Annotated in this window: 19 protein-coding genes and 1 pseudogene; 13 read left to right on the top strand and 7 right to left on the bottom strand. The window is 55.8% G+C overall.

All coding sequences use genetic code 11. The features are described 5' to 3' along the window. Positions 1 to 295: pseudogene (locus IQ273_RS17695) on the top strand (hypothetical protein); the annotation flags it as partial. A 71-nt stretch (positions 296 to 366) separates the two neighbouring features. Here IQ273_RS17695 and clpP read toward each other — a convergent pair. Beyond that, positions 367 to 972: an ATP-dependent Clp endopeptidase proteolytic subunit ClpP gene (gene clpP / locus IQ273_RS17690; RefSeq protein ID WP_194024487.1), complete on the bottom strand. Its 606-nt coding sequence runs from the start codon at positions 970 to 972 to the stop codon at positions 367 to 369. A gap of 120 nt (positions 973 to 1,092) precedes the next feature. On the opposite strand from clpP, the gene panB reads away from it, so the two are divergent. The 6 genes from panB to IQ273_RS17660 all read left to right on the top strand — a co-directional run bounded on the left by panB (position 1,093) and on the right by IQ273_RS17660 (position 7,131). Further along, on the top strand, positions 1,093 to 1,878 hold the full coding sequence (gene panB / locus IQ273_RS17685) for a 3-methyl-2-oxobutanoate hydroxymethyltransferase (RefSeq protein ID WP_194024486.1): 786 nt from the start codon (positions 1,093 to 1,095) through the stop codon (positions 1,876 to 1,878). 187 nt (positions 1,879 to 2,065) lie between these two features. Beyond that, positions 2,066 to 3,340 carry an adenosylhomocysteinase gene (gene ahcY / locus IQ273_RS17680; protein WP_194024485.1) on the top strand — a complete coding sequence of 425 codons (1,275 nt, stop codon included), beginning with the start codon at positions 2,066 to 2,068 and terminating at the stop codon, positions 3,338 to 3,340. 516 nt (positions 3,341 to 3,856) lie between these two features. Further along, positions 3,857 to 4,216, top strand: a complete 360-nt coding sequence (locus tag IQ273_RS17675; protein ID WP_194024484.1) for a hypothetical protein — start codon at positions 3,857 to 3,859, stop codon at positions 4,214 to 4,216. Between the two features lie 68 nt (positions 4,217 to 4,284). Next, the gene (nblS, locus tag IQ273_RS17670; RefSeq protein ID WP_194024483.1) at positions 4,285 to 6,303 is read left to right on the top strand and encodes a two-component system sensor histidine kinase NblS; all 2,019 of its coding nucleotides are present in this window, start codon (positions 4,285 to 4,287) and stop codon (positions 6,301 to 6,303) included. A 40-nt stretch (positions 6,304 to 6,343) separates the two neighbouring features. Continuing rightward, positions 6,344 to 6,541 carry a type II toxin-antitoxin system HicA family toxin gene (locus tag IQ273_RS17665; protein WP_194024482.1) on the top strand — a complete coding sequence of 66 codons (198 nt, stop codon included), beginning with the start codon at positions 6,344 to 6,346 and terminating at the stop codon, positions 6,539 to 6,541. A 41-nt stretch (positions 6,542 to 6,582) separates the two neighbouring features. Next, complete coding sequence (locus IQ273_RS17660; RefSeq protein ID WP_194024481.1) at positions 6,583 to 7,131, top strand: type II toxin-antitoxin system HicB family antitoxin; 549 nt, start codon at positions 6,583 to 6,585, stop codon at positions 7,129 to 7,131. A gap of 90 nt (positions 7,132 to 7,221) precedes the next feature. Here IQ273_RS17660 and IQ273_RS17655 read toward each other — a convergent pair whose 3' ends face one another. After that, complete coding sequence (locus IQ273_RS17655) at positions 7,222 to 7,860, bottom strand: phosphoribosylanthranilate isomerase (protein WP_194024480.1); 639 nt, start codon at positions 7,858 to 7,860, stop codon at positions 7,222 to 7,224. Between the two features lie 165 nt (positions 7,861 to 8,025). On the opposite strand from IQ273_RS17655, the gene psaK reads away from it, so the two are divergent. Beyond that, complete coding sequence (psaK, locus tag IQ273_RS17650) at positions 8,026 to 8,298, top strand: photosystem I reaction center subunit PsaK (protein ID WP_106867904.1); 273 nt, start codon at positions 8,026 to 8,028, stop codon at positions 8,296 to 8,298. A 137-nt stretch (positions 8,299 to 8,435) separates the two neighbouring features. Next, positions 8,436 to 9,647, top strand: coding sequence for a site-2 protease family protein (locus IQ273_RS17645; protein WP_194024479.1), 1,212 nt, complete (start codon positions 8,436 to 8,438; stop codon positions 9,645 to 9,647). 171 nt (positions 9,648 to 9,818) lie between these two features. Here IQ273_RS17645 and IQ273_RS17640 read toward each other — a convergent pair whose 3' ends face one another. The 4 genes from IQ273_RS17640 to IQ273_RS17625 form a co-directional block, all read right to left on the bottom strand. Continuing rightward, entirely contained in the window at positions 9,819 to 10,274 is a 456-nt protein-coding gene (locus tag IQ273_RS17640; protein ID WP_278000566.1) for a YbjN domain-containing protein, read from the bottom strand. Between the two features lie 235 nt (positions 10,275 to 10,509). Continuing rightward, on the bottom strand, positions 10,510 to 11,175 hold the full coding sequence (locus IQ273_RS17635) for a hypothetical protein (RefSeq protein ID WP_194024477.1): 666 nt from the start codon (positions 11,173 to 11,175) through the stop codon (positions 10,510 to 10,512). A 169-nt stretch (positions 11,176 to 11,344) separates the two neighbouring features. After that, positions 11,345 to 12,031 (bottom strand): MarC family protein, encoded by a 687-nt coding sequence (locus tag IQ273_RS17630; RefSeq protein WP_194024476.1) that lies wholly within the window; start codon positions 12,029 to 12,031, stop codon positions 11,345 to 11,347. 160 nt (positions 12,032 to 12,191) lie between these two features. After that, positions 12,192 to 13,211: an endonuclease/exonuclease/phosphatase family protein gene (locus tag IQ273_RS17625; RefSeq protein ID WP_194024475.1), complete on the bottom strand. Its 1,020-nt coding sequence runs from the start codon at positions 13,209 to 13,211 to the stop codon at positions 12,192 to 12,194. Positions 13,212 to 13,376: 165 nt separating this feature from the next. Here IQ273_RS17625 and IQ273_RS17620 point away from each other — a divergent pair, with 165 nt between their 5' ends. Beyond that, the gene (locus IQ273_RS17620; RefSeq protein WP_228053286.1) at positions 13,377 to 13,613 is read left to right on the top strand and encodes a hypothetical protein; all 237 of its coding nucleotides are present in this window, start codon (positions 13,377 to 13,379) and stop codon (positions 13,611 to 13,613) included. Further along, a complete protein-coding gene (locus IQ273_RS17615) occupies positions 13,604 to 13,948 on the top strand; it encodes a type II toxin-antitoxin system PemK/MazF family toxin (protein WP_194024474.1) in 345 nt (114 codons plus the stop codon). Before IQ273_RS17620 ends, IQ273_RS17615 begins: the two co-directional genes overlap by 10 nt. A gap of 91 nt (positions 13,949 to 14,039) precedes the next feature. On the opposite strand, the gene IQ273_RS17610 is transcribed toward IQ273_RS17615, so the two are convergent. Next, positions 14,040 to 15,314: a mechanosensitive ion channel family protein gene (locus IQ273_RS17610; RefSeq protein ID WP_228053285.1), complete on the bottom strand. Its 1,275-nt coding sequence runs from the start codon at positions 15,312 to 15,314 to the stop codon at positions 14,040 to 14,042. Between the two features lie 195 nt (positions 15,315 to 15,509). Between IQ273_RS17610 and IQ273_RS17605 the strand changes: the two genes are divergently transcribed. Together IQ273_RS17605 and IQ273_RS17600 are read left to right on the top strand one after the other, a co-directional pair. Beyond that, the gene (locus IQ273_RS17605) at positions 15,510 to 16,454 is read left to right on the top strand and encodes an SDR family oxidoreductase (RefSeq protein ID WP_194024473.1); all 945 of its coding nucleotides are present in this window, start codon (positions 15,510 to 15,512) and stop codon (positions 16,452 to 16,454) included. 397 nt (positions 16,455 to 16,851) lie between these two features. Further along, entirely contained in the window at positions 16,852 to 18,060 is a 1,209-nt protein-coding gene (locus IQ273_RS17600; protein ID WP_194024472.1) for an efflux RND transporter periplasmic adaptor subunit, read from the top strand. Positions 18,061 to 18,111: the final 51 nt, after the last annotated feature.

The following is an 18,111-nucleotide window of genomic DNA, read 5'->3' as shown; positions in this document are numbered from 1 at the left end:
GCCCCAGGCAGTCTCCCCACCCAAAGAGCCTTTACCTAAAAAGCCTTTTGATGACGTTGACGAGCCAGCCGACGAGTTCATGGACCTGGGTACCGGGCCAGCTGTCTCCGTTGACTTGTCAGACATTATTGCCCAGACCGATGTAGAGCTACAGCGACTGGGCTGGGGCGTTAACCAGGGCCGCGAGTTTTTAGAGAAGACCTACAGCAAGCGATCGCGCCACGACCTCACCGACGACGAATTGCTGGAGTTTTTGCTCTACCTCGAAACCCAGCCTGCCCCCGGCAGCCCTTAGCTTCTCCAATAACTAAAAACCCCCCAGACTCTGGGGGGTAAAGGGTTAAAGTGTCGCGCGATCGGCGCTTATTACATGACCGCCAGCGGGCGAGAACCTACCGAGGTGCGGTCAATCACCTGGTCGATCAGGCCGTACTCCACCGCCTCGTGGGGGCTCATGAAGAAGTCACGTTCGGTGTCTTCGGCAATTTTGTCGTAGGGCTGGCCAGTGTTGTTGGCGATCGCCTCATTGAGCTGCTTCTTCAGGTAGAGAATTTCTTTAGCCTGAATCTCAATATCAGTCGCCTGACCCTGGGCACCGCCAAGGGGTTGGTGAATCATGATGCGAGAGTTGGGCAGGCTCATGCGCTTGCCCTTTTCGCCCGCCGTCAGCAAAAAGGCCCCCATGCTGGCCGCCAGCCCTAGGCAGATGGTGCACACCTGGGGCCGAATGTGCTTCATGGTGTCGTAGATGCCCAGACCCGCACTCACCGACCCGCCAGGGGAGTTGATGTACAGGTAAATGTCTTTTTCTGGATCCTCAGCTTCAAGAAACAGCATTTGGGCCACAATCAGGTTGGCCGAGTCGGCGGTGACTTCTTGGCCGAGAAAGATAATGCGCTCCCGCAAAAGCCGGGAATAAATGTCAAACGCGCGCTCGCCACGCCCGGATTGCTCAATAACGGTTGGGATCATCGTGATAAGCCACTCATACTGCTTTAACTGATTTTAGCGACTTGTGGAGCTGAGGATTGGAGGGATAGCCGAATCGTAGTTTGCTATTCTGGCAACCATACCCCTTCCCCAGGCGCAGCTATGGCCGTTAGCGTTGATCGAATTTTGCGGTGGAAGCAAGCGGGCGTGCCGACCCAGCCCATTGCTGTGCTTACCGCCTGGGATGTGATGTCGGGACAAATTGTTGATCAGGCGGGGGCCGATATTGTGCTGGTGGGCGACTCGCTGGCGATGGTGGCACTGGGCTACGACACTACCCTGCCCCTCACGCTGGAAGATATGCTGATCTGCGCTAGGGCAGTGCGGCGGGGAGTCAAAAACGCCCTGTTGGTGGTGGATCTACCCTTCCTGAGCTACCAGACCAGCGTAGAAGACGCCATTCGCGCCGCTGGATGTATGCTCAAAGCCGGTGCCCAGGCTGTAAAGCTTGAAGGTGGCCACGAGGGCGTGGTCGAACGGGTACGCCACCTGGTGCAGTGGGGCATTCCAGTCATGGGCCACGTAGGGTTGACGCCGCAGTCGGTGAACCAGTTTGGCGGCTTTCGCAAGCAGGGCAAGACCCAGACCGAGGCCGATCGCATTCTTGCCGAAGCCCAGGCCCTAGAGCAGGCAGGGGCTTTCTGTATTGTGCTAGAGCACATCCCGGCTGATCTAGCCCGCGACATTACCAAGTCGCTGGGCATTCCCACCATTGGCATTGGGGCGGGAAGCCACTGCGACGGGCAGGTCTTGGTGACGGCAGATGTGCTGGGGCTTTCGGCCTGGCAGCCGCCCTTTGCTAAGGTCTACGCCAATCTTAGGCAGCAAGCGATTGAGGCGGCCCAGCAATTCTGCGGGGAGGTGCGATCGGGGAAGTTTCCTGTATGAACTATTGGAAAAGTATTCTGTATGAATATTGGGGAAGTTCCTCGTAGGAAATTCCGTTAGGCTAAGAACGCTGGCAATTGAACCAAATTCAAGTCCAGAAGTGGCGTTCTACCTGTGGGAAAACCACAGACCCCGAGCTGGACTTGGTACGGCACAGAAACGATTCATTACGGTTGATACCCTCGCTATGACCACAACACTCCAATTTAAGTACGACGTTAAAGATATTTCCCTGGCCGCCCAGGGTAAGCAGCGGATTGAGTGGGCCGGGCGCGAGATGCCTGTGCTGCGCCAGATTCAAGACCGCTTTGCCCAAGAAAAGCCCCTGGCAGGCATTCGGATTTCGGCCTGCTGCCACGTTACCACCGAGACCGCTCACCTGGCGATCGCCCTCAAGGCAGGCGGGGCCGATGCCGTGCTGATTGCCAGCAACCCCCTCTCCACCCAAGATGACGTGGCCGCCAGCCTGGTTGCCGACTACGGCATTCCCGTTTTTGCCCTGCGCGGTGAAGACAGCGCCACCTACTTGCGTCATGTCGAAACCGCTCTCGACCACCGCCCCAACATCATCATTGACGATGGCAGCGACGTGGTTGCCACCTTGGTGCAGAATCGCCAGGCCCAGCTGTCTGAGATCATCGGCACCACCGAAGAAACCACCACCGGAATCGTGCGGCTCAAGGCTATGTTCAAAGACGGGGTGCTCAGCTTCCCCGCTATGAACGTCAACGACGCCGACACCAAGCACTTTTTCGACAACCGCTACGGCACTGGCCAGTCGACCCTCGACGGCATCATTCGCGCCACCAACGTACTGCTGGCGGGTAAAACCATCGTGGTTTCAGGCTACGGCTGGTGCGGCAAAGGCACCGCCATGCGGGCCAAAGGTATGGGTGCCAATGTCATCGTCACCGAGATTGACCCAGTGCGGGCTATTGAAGCGGTGATGGATGGCTTCCGGGTAATGCCTATGGCCCAGGCAGCCACTGTAGGCGACCTGTTTATTACCGTAACCGGCAACAAGCACGTCATTCGCCGCGAGCACTTCGAGGTCATGAAAGACGGCGCAATGGTGTGTAACTCGGGCCACTTTGACATCGAAATCGACCTCAAGTCTTTGGGCGAAATGGCTAGCGAAGTGAAGCAGGTCCGCAACTTTACTCAGCAGTACATGCTCAGCAGCGGCAAGTCAGTGATCGTGCTGGGCGAAGGTCGCCTGGTCAACCTGGCTGCTGCTGAAGGGCACCCCAGCGCCGTGATGGACATGAGCTTTGCCAACCAGGCCATGGCTTGCGAATACCTGGTGAAGAACAAAGGTTCCCTGGAGCCGGGCCTGCACTCCATCCCCGAAGCGGTAGATAAGGAAATTGCTCGTCTGAAGCTGGTCGCCATGGGCATCGAAGTCGATAGCCTTACCCCCGAGCAGGAAATCTACATCAACTCCTGGACTGTGGGCACCTAAGCTGTAGCACCCCCCTAAGCTAAGCCCCCAAGATTCTGCCAGAATCTTGGGGGCTTTCCATTAAATAACCCCCGAGGCCAAGGCTTCGGGGGCTGCTTAGTATAAGGAGTTAGCTATAAATTGCGTGCGTTTGTCGTATCTGTACCTAGAATGCCTCAGGCCCAGCGCTATGTCATCCCTGATTCGCCATCTTTACGGCAGGTTATTCGAGTCTTAACGGTTCTCAAGAATTTTGCTAACTGTGATACCCGTCACTTACAAGACGCTGCCACCTAATGCCGGGGGAGCAAAATGAACAGCCTCAAGGTTGATTGTGAGAGGCAAATCCAGCGTGGTTATGGCCTGCTCTAAGGGGAATGGGCGATATCTAACTGGGGGCAGTGCCTTCTAGGGTAATAACTCATTTATGGTGTGAAAATCGTGAAAACTGTTGCAGGCGAACAACTCTACAGAGTGAACTGCCTAAACTATTCACTAACTTGTGCCACCACGCCTGATTTTGGACGTGATTCGTCTATGAGCTATAGCTTTGACATCATTGGTATTGCCCCGGTGCTGCAATTTTTTAACCACCAGCAGCAGGTGGAGGCCAATCGCGATCGCGCTCAAGCCTACCTCGGCAGCTACTGCTGCACCCTCGATGCCTTTATAAGCGCCACCGAGGTCGTACACCGCAAACCCGACTGGGACTGGGATGCGATCGTCAGCACCATCGTCAACTTCTGGCTCAATCAAGAAAAAGACGTGCGCCATTGGCAGCAGCAGTTTGCTGCCGCTAAGGACGCCCCAAACCTGGGCGACCAAAACCTGATTGTGGCCCGTGTCATCAACTACGATAGCCTGCGCCACGAGTTTGAAACCCTGTTTGATGACTGAGGGCAGGGCCAGAATGCGAAGAACATGCCAGAATAAAGGCTGAATGTCCGGCATTTGAATAGGTTCAGTTGATCAGGCTCCTGGCAAAAATTCGCGATATCTTCCTGCGCTGGTGGGGTGACTTCACTCTCCAAACCCGGCTGATGGCCGGGGCAACGCTGGTGGTGTCGCTGATTACCAGCGCCCTCACCTTTTGGGCCGTCAACACCATTCAAATGGATGCCCGCCTCAACGACACCCGCTTTGCCCGCGACCTGGGCCTGCTGCTGGCCGCCAATGTTGCGCCCCTGGTCAACGAAGCCGATCGCACCGAACTGGCCCGCTTCTCCTACAGCTTTTACCAGAGCACCTCTAGCGTGCGCTACATGCTCTACGCCGACGAAAACGGCGATATTTTCTTTGGCATTCCCTTTTCTGAAGCATCGGTGCAAAGCTCTCTCACCCTCCGGCGGCGCATGCAGCTGCCCGAGGGCTACGCTCAAAACACCGATCGCCCCCTGGTGCGCCAGCACCTTACTCCTGTTGGCGAAGTCACCGATGTATTTGTGCCGCTCAACTACAACGGCCAGCATTTGGGCGTACTGGCTCTGGGCATCAACCCCAACCCCACTGTGGTTGCCTCGTCGCACCTAACCCGAGATGTCACCATTGCGGTGTTTGTCTCCATCTGGGTAATGGTGATTCTAGGGGCCGTATTCAATGCCCTTACCATTACCCAGCCGATTAAAGAACTGGTGGTAGGGGTCAAAAACATTGCCGCCGGAAACTTCAACCAGCGCATCGATCTGCCCCTGGGTGGCGAACTGGGCGAGCTGATCTACAGCTTTAACGATATGGCCGAGCGCCTGGAAAGCTATGAAGAGCAAAATATTGAAGAACTGACTGCTGAAAAAGCCAAGCTCGAAACCCTAGTTTCAACCATTGCCGACGGCGCTATTTTGCTTGACAGCGACATGCACGCCGTACTGGTCAACCCCACCGCCCGCCGCATCTTCGGTTGGGACAACCAAGCCCTAGACGGCGAGAACATTTTGGGGCACTTCCCCGCCCCGGTGCGGGTGCAGCTCACCCGGCCCCTGTTTCAGGCGGTCAAGGGTGACTCAGAGGCGATGGAGTTTCGGGTGCCAATTACTGAACCCAGCCACCGCACCCTGCGCATTTTGCTCAACACGGTGCTCGACCAGGCCAAAGAAAACGTCAAAGGTCTGGCTATTACCGTGCAGGATATTACCCGCGAGGTGGCCCTTAATGAGGCCAAAGCCCAGTTCATCAGTAATGTCTCCCACGAGCTGCGCACGCCGTTGTTCAATATCAAGTCGTTTATTGAAACCCTGCACGAGTACGGCGAAGATCTTAGCGACGGTGAGCGCAAAGAATTTCTCGAAACGGCTAACCATGAGACCGATCGCCTCACCCGTTTGGTCAACGATGTACTCGACCTATCGCGCCTAGAGTCGAGTCGCCAGTACCAGCTCGAAGCGGTCGATATCATTCAGCCTATCGAGCAGACCCTGCGCACCCATCGCCTCAACGCCCGCGATAAGCAGATCGAGCTTTTGCAGGATGTAGAACCCGATTTGCCGCCGGTATTTGGCAACTACGATCTGCTGCTACAGGTGTTTAGTAACTTAGTTGGCAACGCGCTCAAGTTTACCGAGTCGGGTGGACAGGTGATGCTGCGGGCGCACCAAATTGTGCCCTCTGGCGACGGCCCCGGTGAGGACGGCTACATTCGAGTCGAAATTTGTGATACCGGCATTGGCATTGCCCCCGAAGATCAGCAGGCCATCTTCGATCGCTTCTTCCGGGTCGAAAACCGTGTTCACACCTTGGAGGGTACTGGCCTCGGCCTCTCGATTGTCAAAAACATCATCGAAAAACATAACAGCCAGGTGCACCTAGTCAGCGAAGTGGGCATTGGCACTACCTTTTGGTTTGATGTTGCCGCTTACCGACCTGATGCGATCGAGGTGCTGGCCAAAGATGCCACCCATCACGAAGTAGAAGGCAAGGATCTGGCGATCGCCGCCATCAGCCCCTCATCCCCAGACACCTCACCACTAGCGCCCAAAGCCGATCAAAATTGATTCTCACCAGAATGTGTATAGTGTGTATAACTGGTGATGCATGAAGAGTAGCGACATCATCTCCAGGCTAAAGAAGGACGGATGGACTCTAGCTAACGCTCGTGGAAGTCACCAACAGTTTAAGCATCCGACCTATTCAGGTCGTGTTACTGTACCCCATCCTAAAAAGGACTTACCGGTGGGTACCGTCCGCAGCATATTCAAGCAAGCGGGATGGGAGTGGCCTCCGTCTGACTAAAAAATCTTCATAGGTCTGGCATTAATAACCATAGAGAAAATATGCGTTATGTCGTTGTAATTCATAAAGACGAAGATAGTGACTATGGAGTTACCGTACCTGATTTGCCAGGATGTTTCTCTGCTGGCGACACCTTAGATCAAGCTCTTTCTAACAGTACTGAAGCCATAGAATGTCATATAGAAGGATTATTTTCTGATAGTGAGGAGTTGCCTACTCCACAGCCTTCTGAGACCCATATGAATAATCCTGATTATGACAATGCAATTTTTGCTGTAGTAGATGTTGACCTGTCAAATATATCAGGATCCACAAAGCGCATAAATATTTCAATGCCTGAGAACGTTTTAAGCAAAATTGACCGCTTCGTAGATAGTCAGGGCGGAAGTCGATCTGCTTTTTTGGCGGAAGCATCCCTGGAGTATATGGCAAACCGCTCAATTAGCTCAAAGCGCTCCTCAATCTCTTTTTCTAAAGGCAAGAGAATCATTCGTCCTGAAAATAAATCATCTCATCAAATAACCAATAAAATTGAACCTAAAAAGAGGAAGAAGGCATCGAAAAAAAACAGAGAATCGCCTGGAAATTAGCATTATTTGTTGAAAAAGGCTTTGTAATGCACTGTTTGCAAAGATTAGAAAGTGCAGTGACAAAACCTGAAAATAGAATTTGAGGTTCAGCTACGGCTGTTGTATTTCTTTAAATAGTCTCTGTACTAGGATCAGATCTTTGATTCCAGGGCTCTGTTCAACGCCGCTGGATAGGTCAATGCCGTCGGGTCTAAGCGTTGAGAGCGCCGTAGACACATTCTCGGGGGTAAGCCCGCCCGCCAGCATCCAGGGGCAGGCGGGTCGAAACGACACCAGAGCCTTCCAATCAAGCGTTAGCCCCGTGCCGCCGAGCTGCTGAGGGTGATAAGCATCGAGCAGCAGCGCATCGACATAAGGGGCATAGGCTTCGGCCCGCGCTAGATCTTCGTCGGTGCGAACACGAATGGCCTTGATCAGGAAGATACCAGGTAGTTCAGCCAGCAGTTGTTGGCACTGCTCTAGAGTTTCTTGACCGTGGAGCTGAATGTGGCTGAGATTGGCCTGACGAGCGATCGCGCCCATTTCTGCCAAAGGCGCATCGGCAAAGACGCCCACGGTTTTGGTCACAACTCCAGCCGCGTCGAGCGAGTGGGTAATGTCGGCGATCGCGGCGGGGGCCAGGTAGCGGGGCGACTGGGGCACGCAGATAAAGCCCAGGTGGGTCGCGCCGTGGCGGGCGATCGCGATCGCCTGCTCTGCCTGGGTAATGCCACAAATCTTGACCCGCATGTTAACTCTATTGAACATTTCGCTGGAGTGGTGTCACCGGATTTTTATAATCCAACTAGGCTTAAATGCCCATGCTAAGGCCGTATCTATAGCTAAGCGTTAAGCGATCGTCGTTAAATTCTGTTTCTCAAGCCCCAATTTTAGACCTCTAGCGGAGAAATAACATTGCTGTTTTCTAACCTGCTTGCCGCCTACACCGTGCCCACCACGCCCGAGTGGTCGTACAAAGTAGCGCTGATCATGATTACCTGTAACCTGTTTGTGCTGGCCATTGGCAAGTACGCCATCCGCAAGCCGGGGGCGGGGCCAGCGCTGCCCGTGGGCCTACCAATGGTGTTTGAAGGCTTTGGTTTGCCCGAACTGCTGGCGATCGCCAGCTTTGGCCACATTCTCGGTGCTGGGATGATTTTGGGCCTGGGCAACGCCGGGTTGTTGTAGTATCCACCCATGGCACCGCCCAGCGAGTTCATGGGCCGATTGATAGAATAAAGCTATATCCCAGACCTAAGCGCCCGCATTTGTGAGGGGCATTGGGTCTGGTTTGGCATTTGATGACGTTAACTAGGGGTTAGGCAATGCAATCTAGCTGGCGTGTTGGGGCTATTTTAGGGATCCCCTTATTTGTTGATAGCTCCTGGTTCATTATTCTGCTGCTGGTAACCGTGTCCTATGGGCTAGAGCCCAGCTGGCACTCGGCCTGGGGTAACCTGGCCTGGGTGATGGGGTTTGCCCTGGCGCTGCTGCTGTTTGCCTCGGTGCTGCTGCATGAGCTGGGCCACAGCATTGCCGCCAAAACCCAGGGTATCGCGGTCAACTCGATCACGCTATTTTTGTTTGGCGGTATTGCCTCCATCGACAAAGAATCTAAAACCCCCGAAGACGCGCTCAAGGTAGCCGTTGCAGGCCCTCTAGTCAGCTTTGGCCTGTTTTTGCTGCTTACCGCCGTTTCGCAAATTCCGGCCCTGCCGACCCCCGTATCTGTGATTACCGGCAGCGTGGCCCAAATCAACCTGGTGCTCACCCTATTCAACATGATTCCCGGTCTGCCGCTAGATGGCGGACAGGTGCTCAAAGCCATGGTTTGGAAGGGGACTGGCAGCCGCATCAAGGGCATTCGCTGGGCGGCGCGATCGGGGCAGCTATTGGGCTGGCTGGCGATTGCCTTTGGTTTGGTCATGGCCCTGGTTTACCAGGCGTTTTCTGGCTTTTGGATTGCCGCCATTGGCTGGTTTGCCCTGCGCAATGCCGCCGCCTACAACCAGGTTACTAACCTGCAAGAGGCCATGCTGGCACTTACCACCGCTGATGCCATGACCCGCGACTTTAAAGTGGTCGATGCCACTATATCGCTGCGGCAGTTTGCGGATACCTACCTGCTCGACGAAAACCGAGCCCCCGCCTACTTCGCCGCCTCCGACGGTCGCTACCGGGGTTTGGTCAGCGTTGATGATATGCGCGCGATCGAGCGCAGCCAGTGGGAAACACTGCCCCTCAACCACATTGCTAAACCGTTATTAGATATTCCTTCGGTACGGGAGGGCACGCCGCTGACCGAGGTCATCGACCAGCTCGAAGACTTACAGCTGCCTCGGCTCACGGTGCTTACCCCCGCCGATGCCGTAGCCGGTACGATTGACCGGGGCGATGTGGTGCGCGCGATCGCCGATCGTCTTGGCCTGCGCGTTTCCCCCGCCATGATTCAGCGCATCAAAGACGAAGGGCAGTACCCGCCAGGGTTACAGCTACCTTCGATCGCTAAATCGGTGATTGAAGAGGCGCGAGCCTAGTAAGCTGAGGCGTAAGTTGACGTGTTGCATACTGCCGGTGAGCCAGAGGGGCTAGAATGGTCGCCCAATTTCTGTCAAGCAGTACTCGAAGGCTTGAAGCATGTCTACTATTAGATCGCTTGGCTCCCTAGCTCCCCGGCTATTGGCAAGAATCATCCAACACGCAGTCTACTAGGCCATCCCAAATTCAGCGACAAGCGCCTCATCCGAGTCGTCGGCGATGGTGGCTACAATAGTTAACAGCCGGGAGATTTCGGCGGCAGAAATATCTTGGAGAATGCGGCTCGAAATCACCAGCACCTTGTCGCCAGAGATACCAAAGCGGGCTTCGAGGGTTTCATTGCAGTTTTTCTCTAGCAGCTGCTTCATCATCTGAGGCTCGTTTTTGGCCGGGAGCGTTAGCACTGGCGACCATGCCGTTAGCGTATCGGTTTCGGTCTCGCCAGTTAGCTGCACATATACGTCTACGCTGCCATACTTAAACCGCCACAGGTGCCCCTCAGTCGTTTGGCTAACCATGGCCCCATCACCCTGATCGAGGCTGGCAATCACCGCCTCAATGGTCTCTAGACAAGGCACTGCATCAATGTCTTTCTCGGTGAGCGAATTGACGTAGGACTGTTCCATATCGATCGCGTCGTTAGCCATGACAAACCCTTAGTTGCTATTGCCGAACAAACCTTTCAGCCAGTCTGCAACTAGCAGAATGACTCCATAATCCCCAAATTTTAGGGATTGATAGCCCAGAATCAACCCCCTGTCTGGCTGATTCGTTGCCTTTCCAACTGTATCCCCTTGTGCTTGACCTTGACCATCCCCCAGACGTCAAGCTGGTAGCAGACTCCGCCAGGCAAGCTCCTGGTCATCCAGCCGCTTCGACCTGCTCTTGAAACTGGTCTTCGAGGGTATCAAAGCTGTAGTCTCTCACCTCGGGCACCTCGGGCGGCACCTCAAAGCCGGTTATGGTGCAGGCCTGACGCCGCTCGGGTCGTGACGAATAGCGGCAGAGATGCTCAATAAAGTGAAACACCACCTTGGGGTCAGACCATTTCATTTCGGCCCGCTGCTTGAGAATAATGAGCGCCTCTTTGTCGCTCATGGAGCCGCGCCACCCCTTGCGCTGACGGCATGACACCCAGGCATTGAGCACCTGAAAAATGCGAGCCAGAGAATTTTGGGGAATCGCTCGTAGGTGGTACTGCTCTAGCACATTGGCTACTTCATCTAGACCTGCATCTCGGGCTAGCTGAGCGCTCTCCCTAAACAGCACCTCCATCTGCACCATAGTGTCGCGGTGATCGAGGTATTCTTGCTTGAGATTTTGATCTTCGAGGTAGATGGCCCCCAGGTTTTTAAAATGAGCGGCGAGGAATAGAGTTTTCTTGTCGCGATCGCCCAGCCCGGCGATCGTGCCATAGGCCAGACATAGGTCAGCCAAAAAGATGGATTCTTCAAATAGCCAGGGCTGCCTGCGCTTGAGCAGACTGCGCAGCAGCTTGATAAAGTTGTGAAAGCTGGGGTAACTCATGGGTCAAGGTTTCCCTGAAGGGCTGGCGGCAAGCGGGATAAAACACCGCTAAATGGAGCATTGCAGGCTGCTTATAGGCACTGGAGGGAACACCTCAAGTCTAAGCCAAAACTATGGGGGCGGAGCGTGGCTAACTACATCTTTAACTACGCATCCTGGCTCGCTTAGTTTAGGGAATAACCCATCCCAAAGAGGTCATCCAGTCGGCTAGCCCATTGAGAATAAGCTGCACTCCGATCGCCATCACAAACAGCCCCAGCAGGCGACTCATGGCCTGAATACCGCTGGCCCCCAGCACTTTGAGCAGCAGCGTAGACGATCGCAGCGACAGAAAAATGACCAGACCAATTAGCCCGATTGCGACGGCGATCGCCAGCAAATTTAGCGCTGTAGGTACCGAAAAATCGCCCCCGGCCTGGGCGGCGAGGCCCAGCGTAACCGCGATCGCCCCCGGTCCCCCCAGCAGTGGTATGGTCATGGGCATAAAGGCAATATCTTTGTGCTCGTCGATCCGCTGTACGGCCTCCTGACTATCGACATCGGTGAGCTTGGGGTCAGAGTTCATCGCCCGCCAGGCCGCGTGAAACACTACAATGCCCCCGGCAATGCGCACCACCGCCAGCGAAACGCCAAAAAAGCGCAGCACGCTGCCCCCCACCAGCAGAGTGCTCACTAGCAGCAGCACCACGTTGCGGGCTATGCGCAGGGCGTAGCGATGGCGCAGGCCAGCGGGCACCCCCGTGGTCAAAACCAAAAAAATCGGCACGCTGCCAATCGGGTCTACGACCGGAAACAGAGCTGCAATACCGCCCACCACAAAGTCAAAAAATACGCGCACCGCTGCTTTGCTCACCACATATCTGTGACCTAGAATATCGCTTGAGCCTGGAAAGTTTAGTGATCTAGACAGCAGCCCCAGCCCCGCAATCGCTCAAAGCAGTGCGATTAGGTTTTGGGCTTTGGGTTTCAGGCCTGCCGTGAACCGTATACCTCAAACCGTGAACCTTGGCCTTCTCCTAGCGCTCGACCAGCTGGGGACGGCTCGACAGGGGCGGGTTGAGCTCGATAGTGGCCACGACCTGACCATGGTCAGACTGCCAGGGTTCGATGCTGTCTTCGAGCAGGGTTTGATCAAACAGGTGGTCGTTAAAAACCGAGACGTAGGTGACGCGGCCAATGCGATCGCGGTTTTGAGCCGAAAATTCTTCGCTCACCATAATGTGGTCGAGGCTGTCGTAGTGGCCGTTGTGGATGTGGGTGTAGTAGTGGTCACCATAGCCGAGCCGGGCCTGAATATCTTTGACCTGGTACAGCAGCACGTCCCACACTGGGGCTTTTTTGCGATAGGGCCAGCGTTCCCACGGCGGCTGTCCAGATACAATCTGAGTGCTGACGGCGGTGTGGTTATCGTTGACATCGCCAACGACAATCACCGGATAGTTGCGATCGCGCAATCCCTCCATCAGCAAAAACCGTAGAGCGGCGGCCTCGGCAGTGCGGCGAATTAGCGATCGGGCGTGGCCCTTGGCAATTTCGATCGGGTCGCTGCGATCGACCCCGTTGGCCATCATGGGCCGTTTCGATTTTAGATGCACTACAAACACCGTGCACTGAATAGCCTCGGTCAGCGCCAAATCTACCGCCAGCACCGGGTGCGAAAACCGCCGAATCGGAATCTCTGCCCCCTCCAGATCTAAAATGCTCTCGACCGGAAATTCGTCGTACACCCGCTGCCCCAACACCGGCAACCGCGTCGCCAATGCCACCCCCGGCCCTCGGCCAAAGCCCTCTGCCATCACAATCTCGTGCTGCTGGTGGTATTCGCTGCGGTGCAGGGCTTCTTTCAGCGCCCCCCGATGAAATACCTCTTGAAAACCGCAGATATCTACCGTCATGCGATCGAGCTGTGCCCCAATCCAGGCCAGCTTTTTGAGATAGTTGGCCTGGGAGTGGGCCTCGCCGGGGTAAAACTCGCGATCGGGCAGCATCAGGTTGTTGAGGTTAAACGTGCCAATGCGAAACTGGTTGCGTTCCATAGCTGCCGCTGGGATAGAGATGTGCCCCTAAGCATACCGTTAGGGGTTTATAGAGAGGCACAGCAGCCTTGATACATGGCCAACTCTCGACCTAAACCAGCCGTCAAAGCGTGAAGCAACGAACCTAAACGCTAATCTAGTGATTAGCAGCCAGAGGGATATGCAATGGAACCAGCGGTACCAGCAATCAACATTCAGCTTGTCGATTCGCTCATTCAGGTCATTCAATCTCTTTCTACTAACGAGCAAGCCCTCCTGCTCGACAAACTACTAGGCGAAGTGCCCTACCCCTCCACCCAAGAAATAATGCATCTTGCTGAAAAAGGCGGTAGCTTCGACTTTTGGTATCAAGAGCCCGAAATTTACACCTTAGAAGACGGGGCACCAATCTCATGGTCGTAAAGGGGAGCATTGTCTTAGTCAATTTCCCGTTTACAGACCTTAGCCAAACTAAACTGCGGCCTGCTATCGTTCTATGGATTAATCCACGCGGTGGTGACGTTGTTGTTTGTGCAATTACCTCACAAAAAATAGATCGCCTTGATGAGGATGAGTTCAAGCTTGATGCAGGCGATCCTGAGTTCTCAAAAACGGGCCTAAGGGTGTCTTCTAAAGTTAAAACGACCCGTATTGCGACCCTCAATCGCCAGTTAGTCACGAGGAAGTTGGGTGATCTAAGCTTTCGGCATATTCAGCAACTAGATGGAAAGCTTGCCCAAGCTTTCCAAATCGCTTAAGCACTCGTTCAGCGCATCGGCCTAGGCTGGCTCTAGTTCATCACGTGGCCTATGGGATAGCCGTCTTGGCTGTCAATCTGAAGCAGGATGTCTATTCCACGCCACCATTGGGGATAGATTCATCGGAAATAGATTCATCGGGCCGATCGACATTATTGGGAATCGGTTCGATCGCCATGTCTTCGGGGGCATTGGTTTCGGCAAACTGGGCTGCTTGCAGGGTGAGCTTAATCGCCGCCAGCACGTGAGAGGTGACCTGTAAGAACGACTGCTTGCGGGAGTTGACCCAAAACTGGGCCTCCAGATTCACGGTCGTGGGCGTTAGCTCGCGCACTAGCACAATCGGTTCAGGCTCCCGCTCGACCCCCTCGACCTGCCTCATCTGCTGCTGAATGCGATTGAACAGGTCAGGCAAATCGGCGTTGTGGTCAATGCCCACGGTGACGCTGCTGAGACGAATTGGCGAGGCGGTGTTGTTGGTGATGCTGCTCTGAAACACTTCCTGATTGGGAATGTACACCAGGCGACCGTCGTAGGTTTGTACCGTGGTCGCCCGCAGCTGAATTTGGGTGATAGTGCCCTCGTAGCTGTTGATCACCACCTGGTCGCCAATGCAGAAGGGTCGGGTAGCCAGCAAAATGACCCCAGAAATATAGTTGCTCAGCACGTCGCGCAGGCTAAAGCCGATCGCCACGCTGGTCAGGCCTAACGTGCCGAGCAGGGCAGCAAAATTTAGCCCCATCACCCCCAGGGCCACGATCGCGCCCAGGGTCCACACGCCGCCGTAGCAGAGACGGCTGATCAGTTCTTCGGTAGTGCGATCGCCCTCGGTTTTCTTGGCCCACACCAGCACAGCGTGGCGCACTACCGCCGCCAGCAGCCAGGTCAGCACCAAAATTACCAGCGCCCCCACCAGGGCCGGCAGGTTGTCCACTGTGTTGTTCAAGAGTTCCTGGGTCGTGCGCTGAATCCGGTAGGTCACCGCCACCGCCAGATTGGTGCGGGCCATGGCCTGGTTGAGCAGGTCGGCCCAGCGCTGGGCCAGGGTGGCAATGTCAGTTTCAAAATCGAGGGCATCCTGGGCGGTGACAGTCATAATCAGCCGCTGGTTGACCTGTAGGGTAGCGAGGTTGCGATCGCTATCAACATTCACCGTAATCGGCGCTGAGCCAGTATCTTGGTTCAGCAAAGCGGCAATGCGGCGGCTAATCTGCCCTGCCCGATCAACTGCGCTACTATCGGGCAGCCCCCCCACCTGGAAAACCGGCTGCCCTCGCACCAGCACATCGGCAAAAAAAACTTCTTCAGCATCGGCGGTTGTCTGAGCGATCGCTGCATTGCCATAGTGGAGAGACAACTCGCCCATGAGCCCCAAAACCAGCCCTAACCCTAAGGCTAAAACCAACCGCCCCAGCCGCCCTTGCCAAGGAAATGCTCGTTTTGAGTATATTCTCCCGCAGAGCGCCACTTGCTGGGGCCATCCACCACCTAACCACCGTCGATAACGAGCCATACCCACCAGCCAGCTAGACCGTTTCCATTCAATCCCATATCTGGCTCCATGGAAAAACAATCCCCCGAAGCACCCCGTTTCGCCAGCACCGCCAGTACTGTCAGCACCGCCAGACGACGGCTTTTAGTGACTGGCGCTAGCGGGTTTTTGGGCTGGCACCTGTGCCGCGCCGCCCAGACCACCTGGCAGGTTGAAGGCACCTACCACCGCCACAGGCCGCCCCTGCTGGGGGTGGCGCTGCACGTCATTGACCTCATCGACCTCAGACGGGTAGCGTCCTGGCTGACAGAACTAGCGCCCGATGCCGTCATCCACACCGCCGCCCTGTCGCAGCCCAACCGCTGTGAGCAATCGCCTGACCTCTCCTACGCCATCAACGTAGAGGCAACTCGGGTGCTGGCTCAGGTATGCGGCGATCGCCAGATTCCCTTTGCCTTTACCTCCACCGATCAGGTATTTGATGGTCAGACGCCCCCCTATAGCGAAGCCTCCATTCCCAGCCCGATCAACATATATGGTCGCCACAAGGTTGAAGCCGAAGCCCTGATTCAAGCTTTGCACCCCACGGCTGTAGTCTGTCGCATGCCGCTGCTCTACGGCCCCCCCAGCCCAACGGCAGAATGCTTTTTGCAGGGTTTCATGCGTACCTTACAGTCCGAGCAGCCCCTGCACCTATTTTTCGACGAATTTCGTACCCCTGCCTATGTCGAAGATGCCGCCGCCGGCCTACTGCTGGCTCTCGAAAAGGCGATCGGGCTACTGCACCTGAGCGGACCCGAACGCCTCAGCCGCTACGAATTTGGCCTCCGCATGGCTGAGGTCTTTGGGCTAGAGAAGAACCTAATTTTGCCGAGCAAACAAGCCGATGTCGCCATGCCCGCTGCTCGCCCAGCCGATGTGTCATCCACTAGCGATCGCGCCTTTAAGCTGGGCTACTGCCCGCGCGGGGTCGTGGCAGGGCTGATGTCCACGAGAGCCTGGCAGGATTCTTAGGCTGGGGTCGGCGATCGGTTGAGGGGTGAAGCTTGCAGTCTGGCTGGCGCTTGGGCAAAAAACGTTAAACGTAAGAATGCTCTTATGATCGGCCCTAGGCATGAGTCGCTGTGGCATTCTTTAACTATGTGAATCGGCCAGAGCCTGGGTTGGCCGATTTCGTTTAAGTATTGAAATCTACTCATAGAAGAAGCGGTTCTGAAGTTGAGCCTGGAGCCGCGAAAAGCGGGGATGGCGCAGACCAAACTCACGCTGATGACATCGGCTGAAAGGTAGACGCCTGAATTAAAAAATGTAAAGTAAATTAAACGCAGCGGTTTAGGGGCTAGCCATGGTGTTCGTCAGATGGTTTCGAAGGACAAGGCGTACCCCGGTAGGGGTGGCAGGGGCTTTGTTGATGGGAGGGCTTGCGATCGCAACAGTAGGCTGTGGCCAACCAGTAGAACCTGCGGCCCAGGCCCAGCCTGAGCAAGAAGAGGGACCGGCTGTAGTCAATGTGGCTATGGCCGCCGCCGCTGAAGATTCGAGCCGTATTTACACGGGCACGACCCGCCCGGTTCGGCAAGTATCGCTGCGATCGCAGGCCGAAGGGCGTCTGCTGGACCTAACGGTCGATGTAGGCGATTCGGTGCAGCGGGGCCAGGTGGTTGGCAACCTCGACAATGTGCTGCTGCAAACCGCCGTCGGCGAGGCCCAGGCTGAGCTAGCCGCCCGCCAGTTTGAGGTTGCTCAGGCCCAAGCCGAACTGGCCGACATTCGCACCTCCATTGAAGAATCTCGGGTCAGGTTTCAGCAGGCCAGCAACGATGCCCAGCGGCTCAAGTCCCTGGCCAGTCAGGGGGCCGTTTCTACCCAGGAAGCCGAGCAGGCCCAGACTACCCTGGCCACCGCCGAACAAGCGCTGCAATCGTCTCAAGAACAGGTACGTACTCGGCAGCAGGCAGTTTCTGCGGCCCAGCAGCGGGTCGAGGCCCAGCGTTCTATTCTGCGCGAAACCCAGCAGCGGCTCTCCTTTGCCAATCTCACCGCCTCCCTCTCTGGGGTGGTACTAGAGCGCGTCGCTGAACCCGGTGATCTGGTGCTGCCCGGTGAAGCGGTTTTGGCCCTGGGTGACCTGTCTCAGGTGCTGGTGGTGATTGAAGTGGTCGACAGAAGCCTCAGCGACTTCAGCACCGGGCAGTCAGTTGAACTCGCGATCGATGCCTTCCCCGGTGAATCGTTTACGGGCCAGGTAACGCGTATTTCGCCGGTCGCCGACAGCGCCTCGCGCCTGCTGCCCATAGAAATTACCATTGCCAACCCCGGCGGTCGCATCAACAGCGGTCTGCTGGCCCGCGTGACCAGCATTGGCAATCAAACCAGCGCGGTTATCGTGCCCGAAAGCGCATTGGAAACCGCTGAATCTAGCGATCCTCAAGTTTTTGTAGTCAGCGAAACCGACGGCAGCCCGGTTGTTGAGGTTCGCTCGGTACAGGTGGGCGATCGCGCCGACGGCCAAGTGACCATCCTCTCCGGCCTCGCCCCCGGCGAACAGTATGTGGTAAGTAGCAGTCAGCCCCTGGAGTCGGGGCAACCCGTAGAGCTAAGTCTGACCTCTGAAGGGTAGGTGAGTCGGTGCGTCAGTGAGTCGGGGAGTCAGTGACGACCGACCTTCACC

Origin of the sequence: Nodosilinea sp. LEGE 07298, from assembly GCF_015207265.1 — a bacterium.
In the GTDB taxonomy this organism is placed as follows: domain Bacteria; phylum Cyanobacteriota; class Cyanobacteriia; order Phormidesmidales; family Phormidesmidaceae; genus Nodosilinea.
The sequence above is the reverse complement of the archived record's forward strand: the minus strand, read 5'-3'. Positions and strand labels throughout refer to the sequence as shown.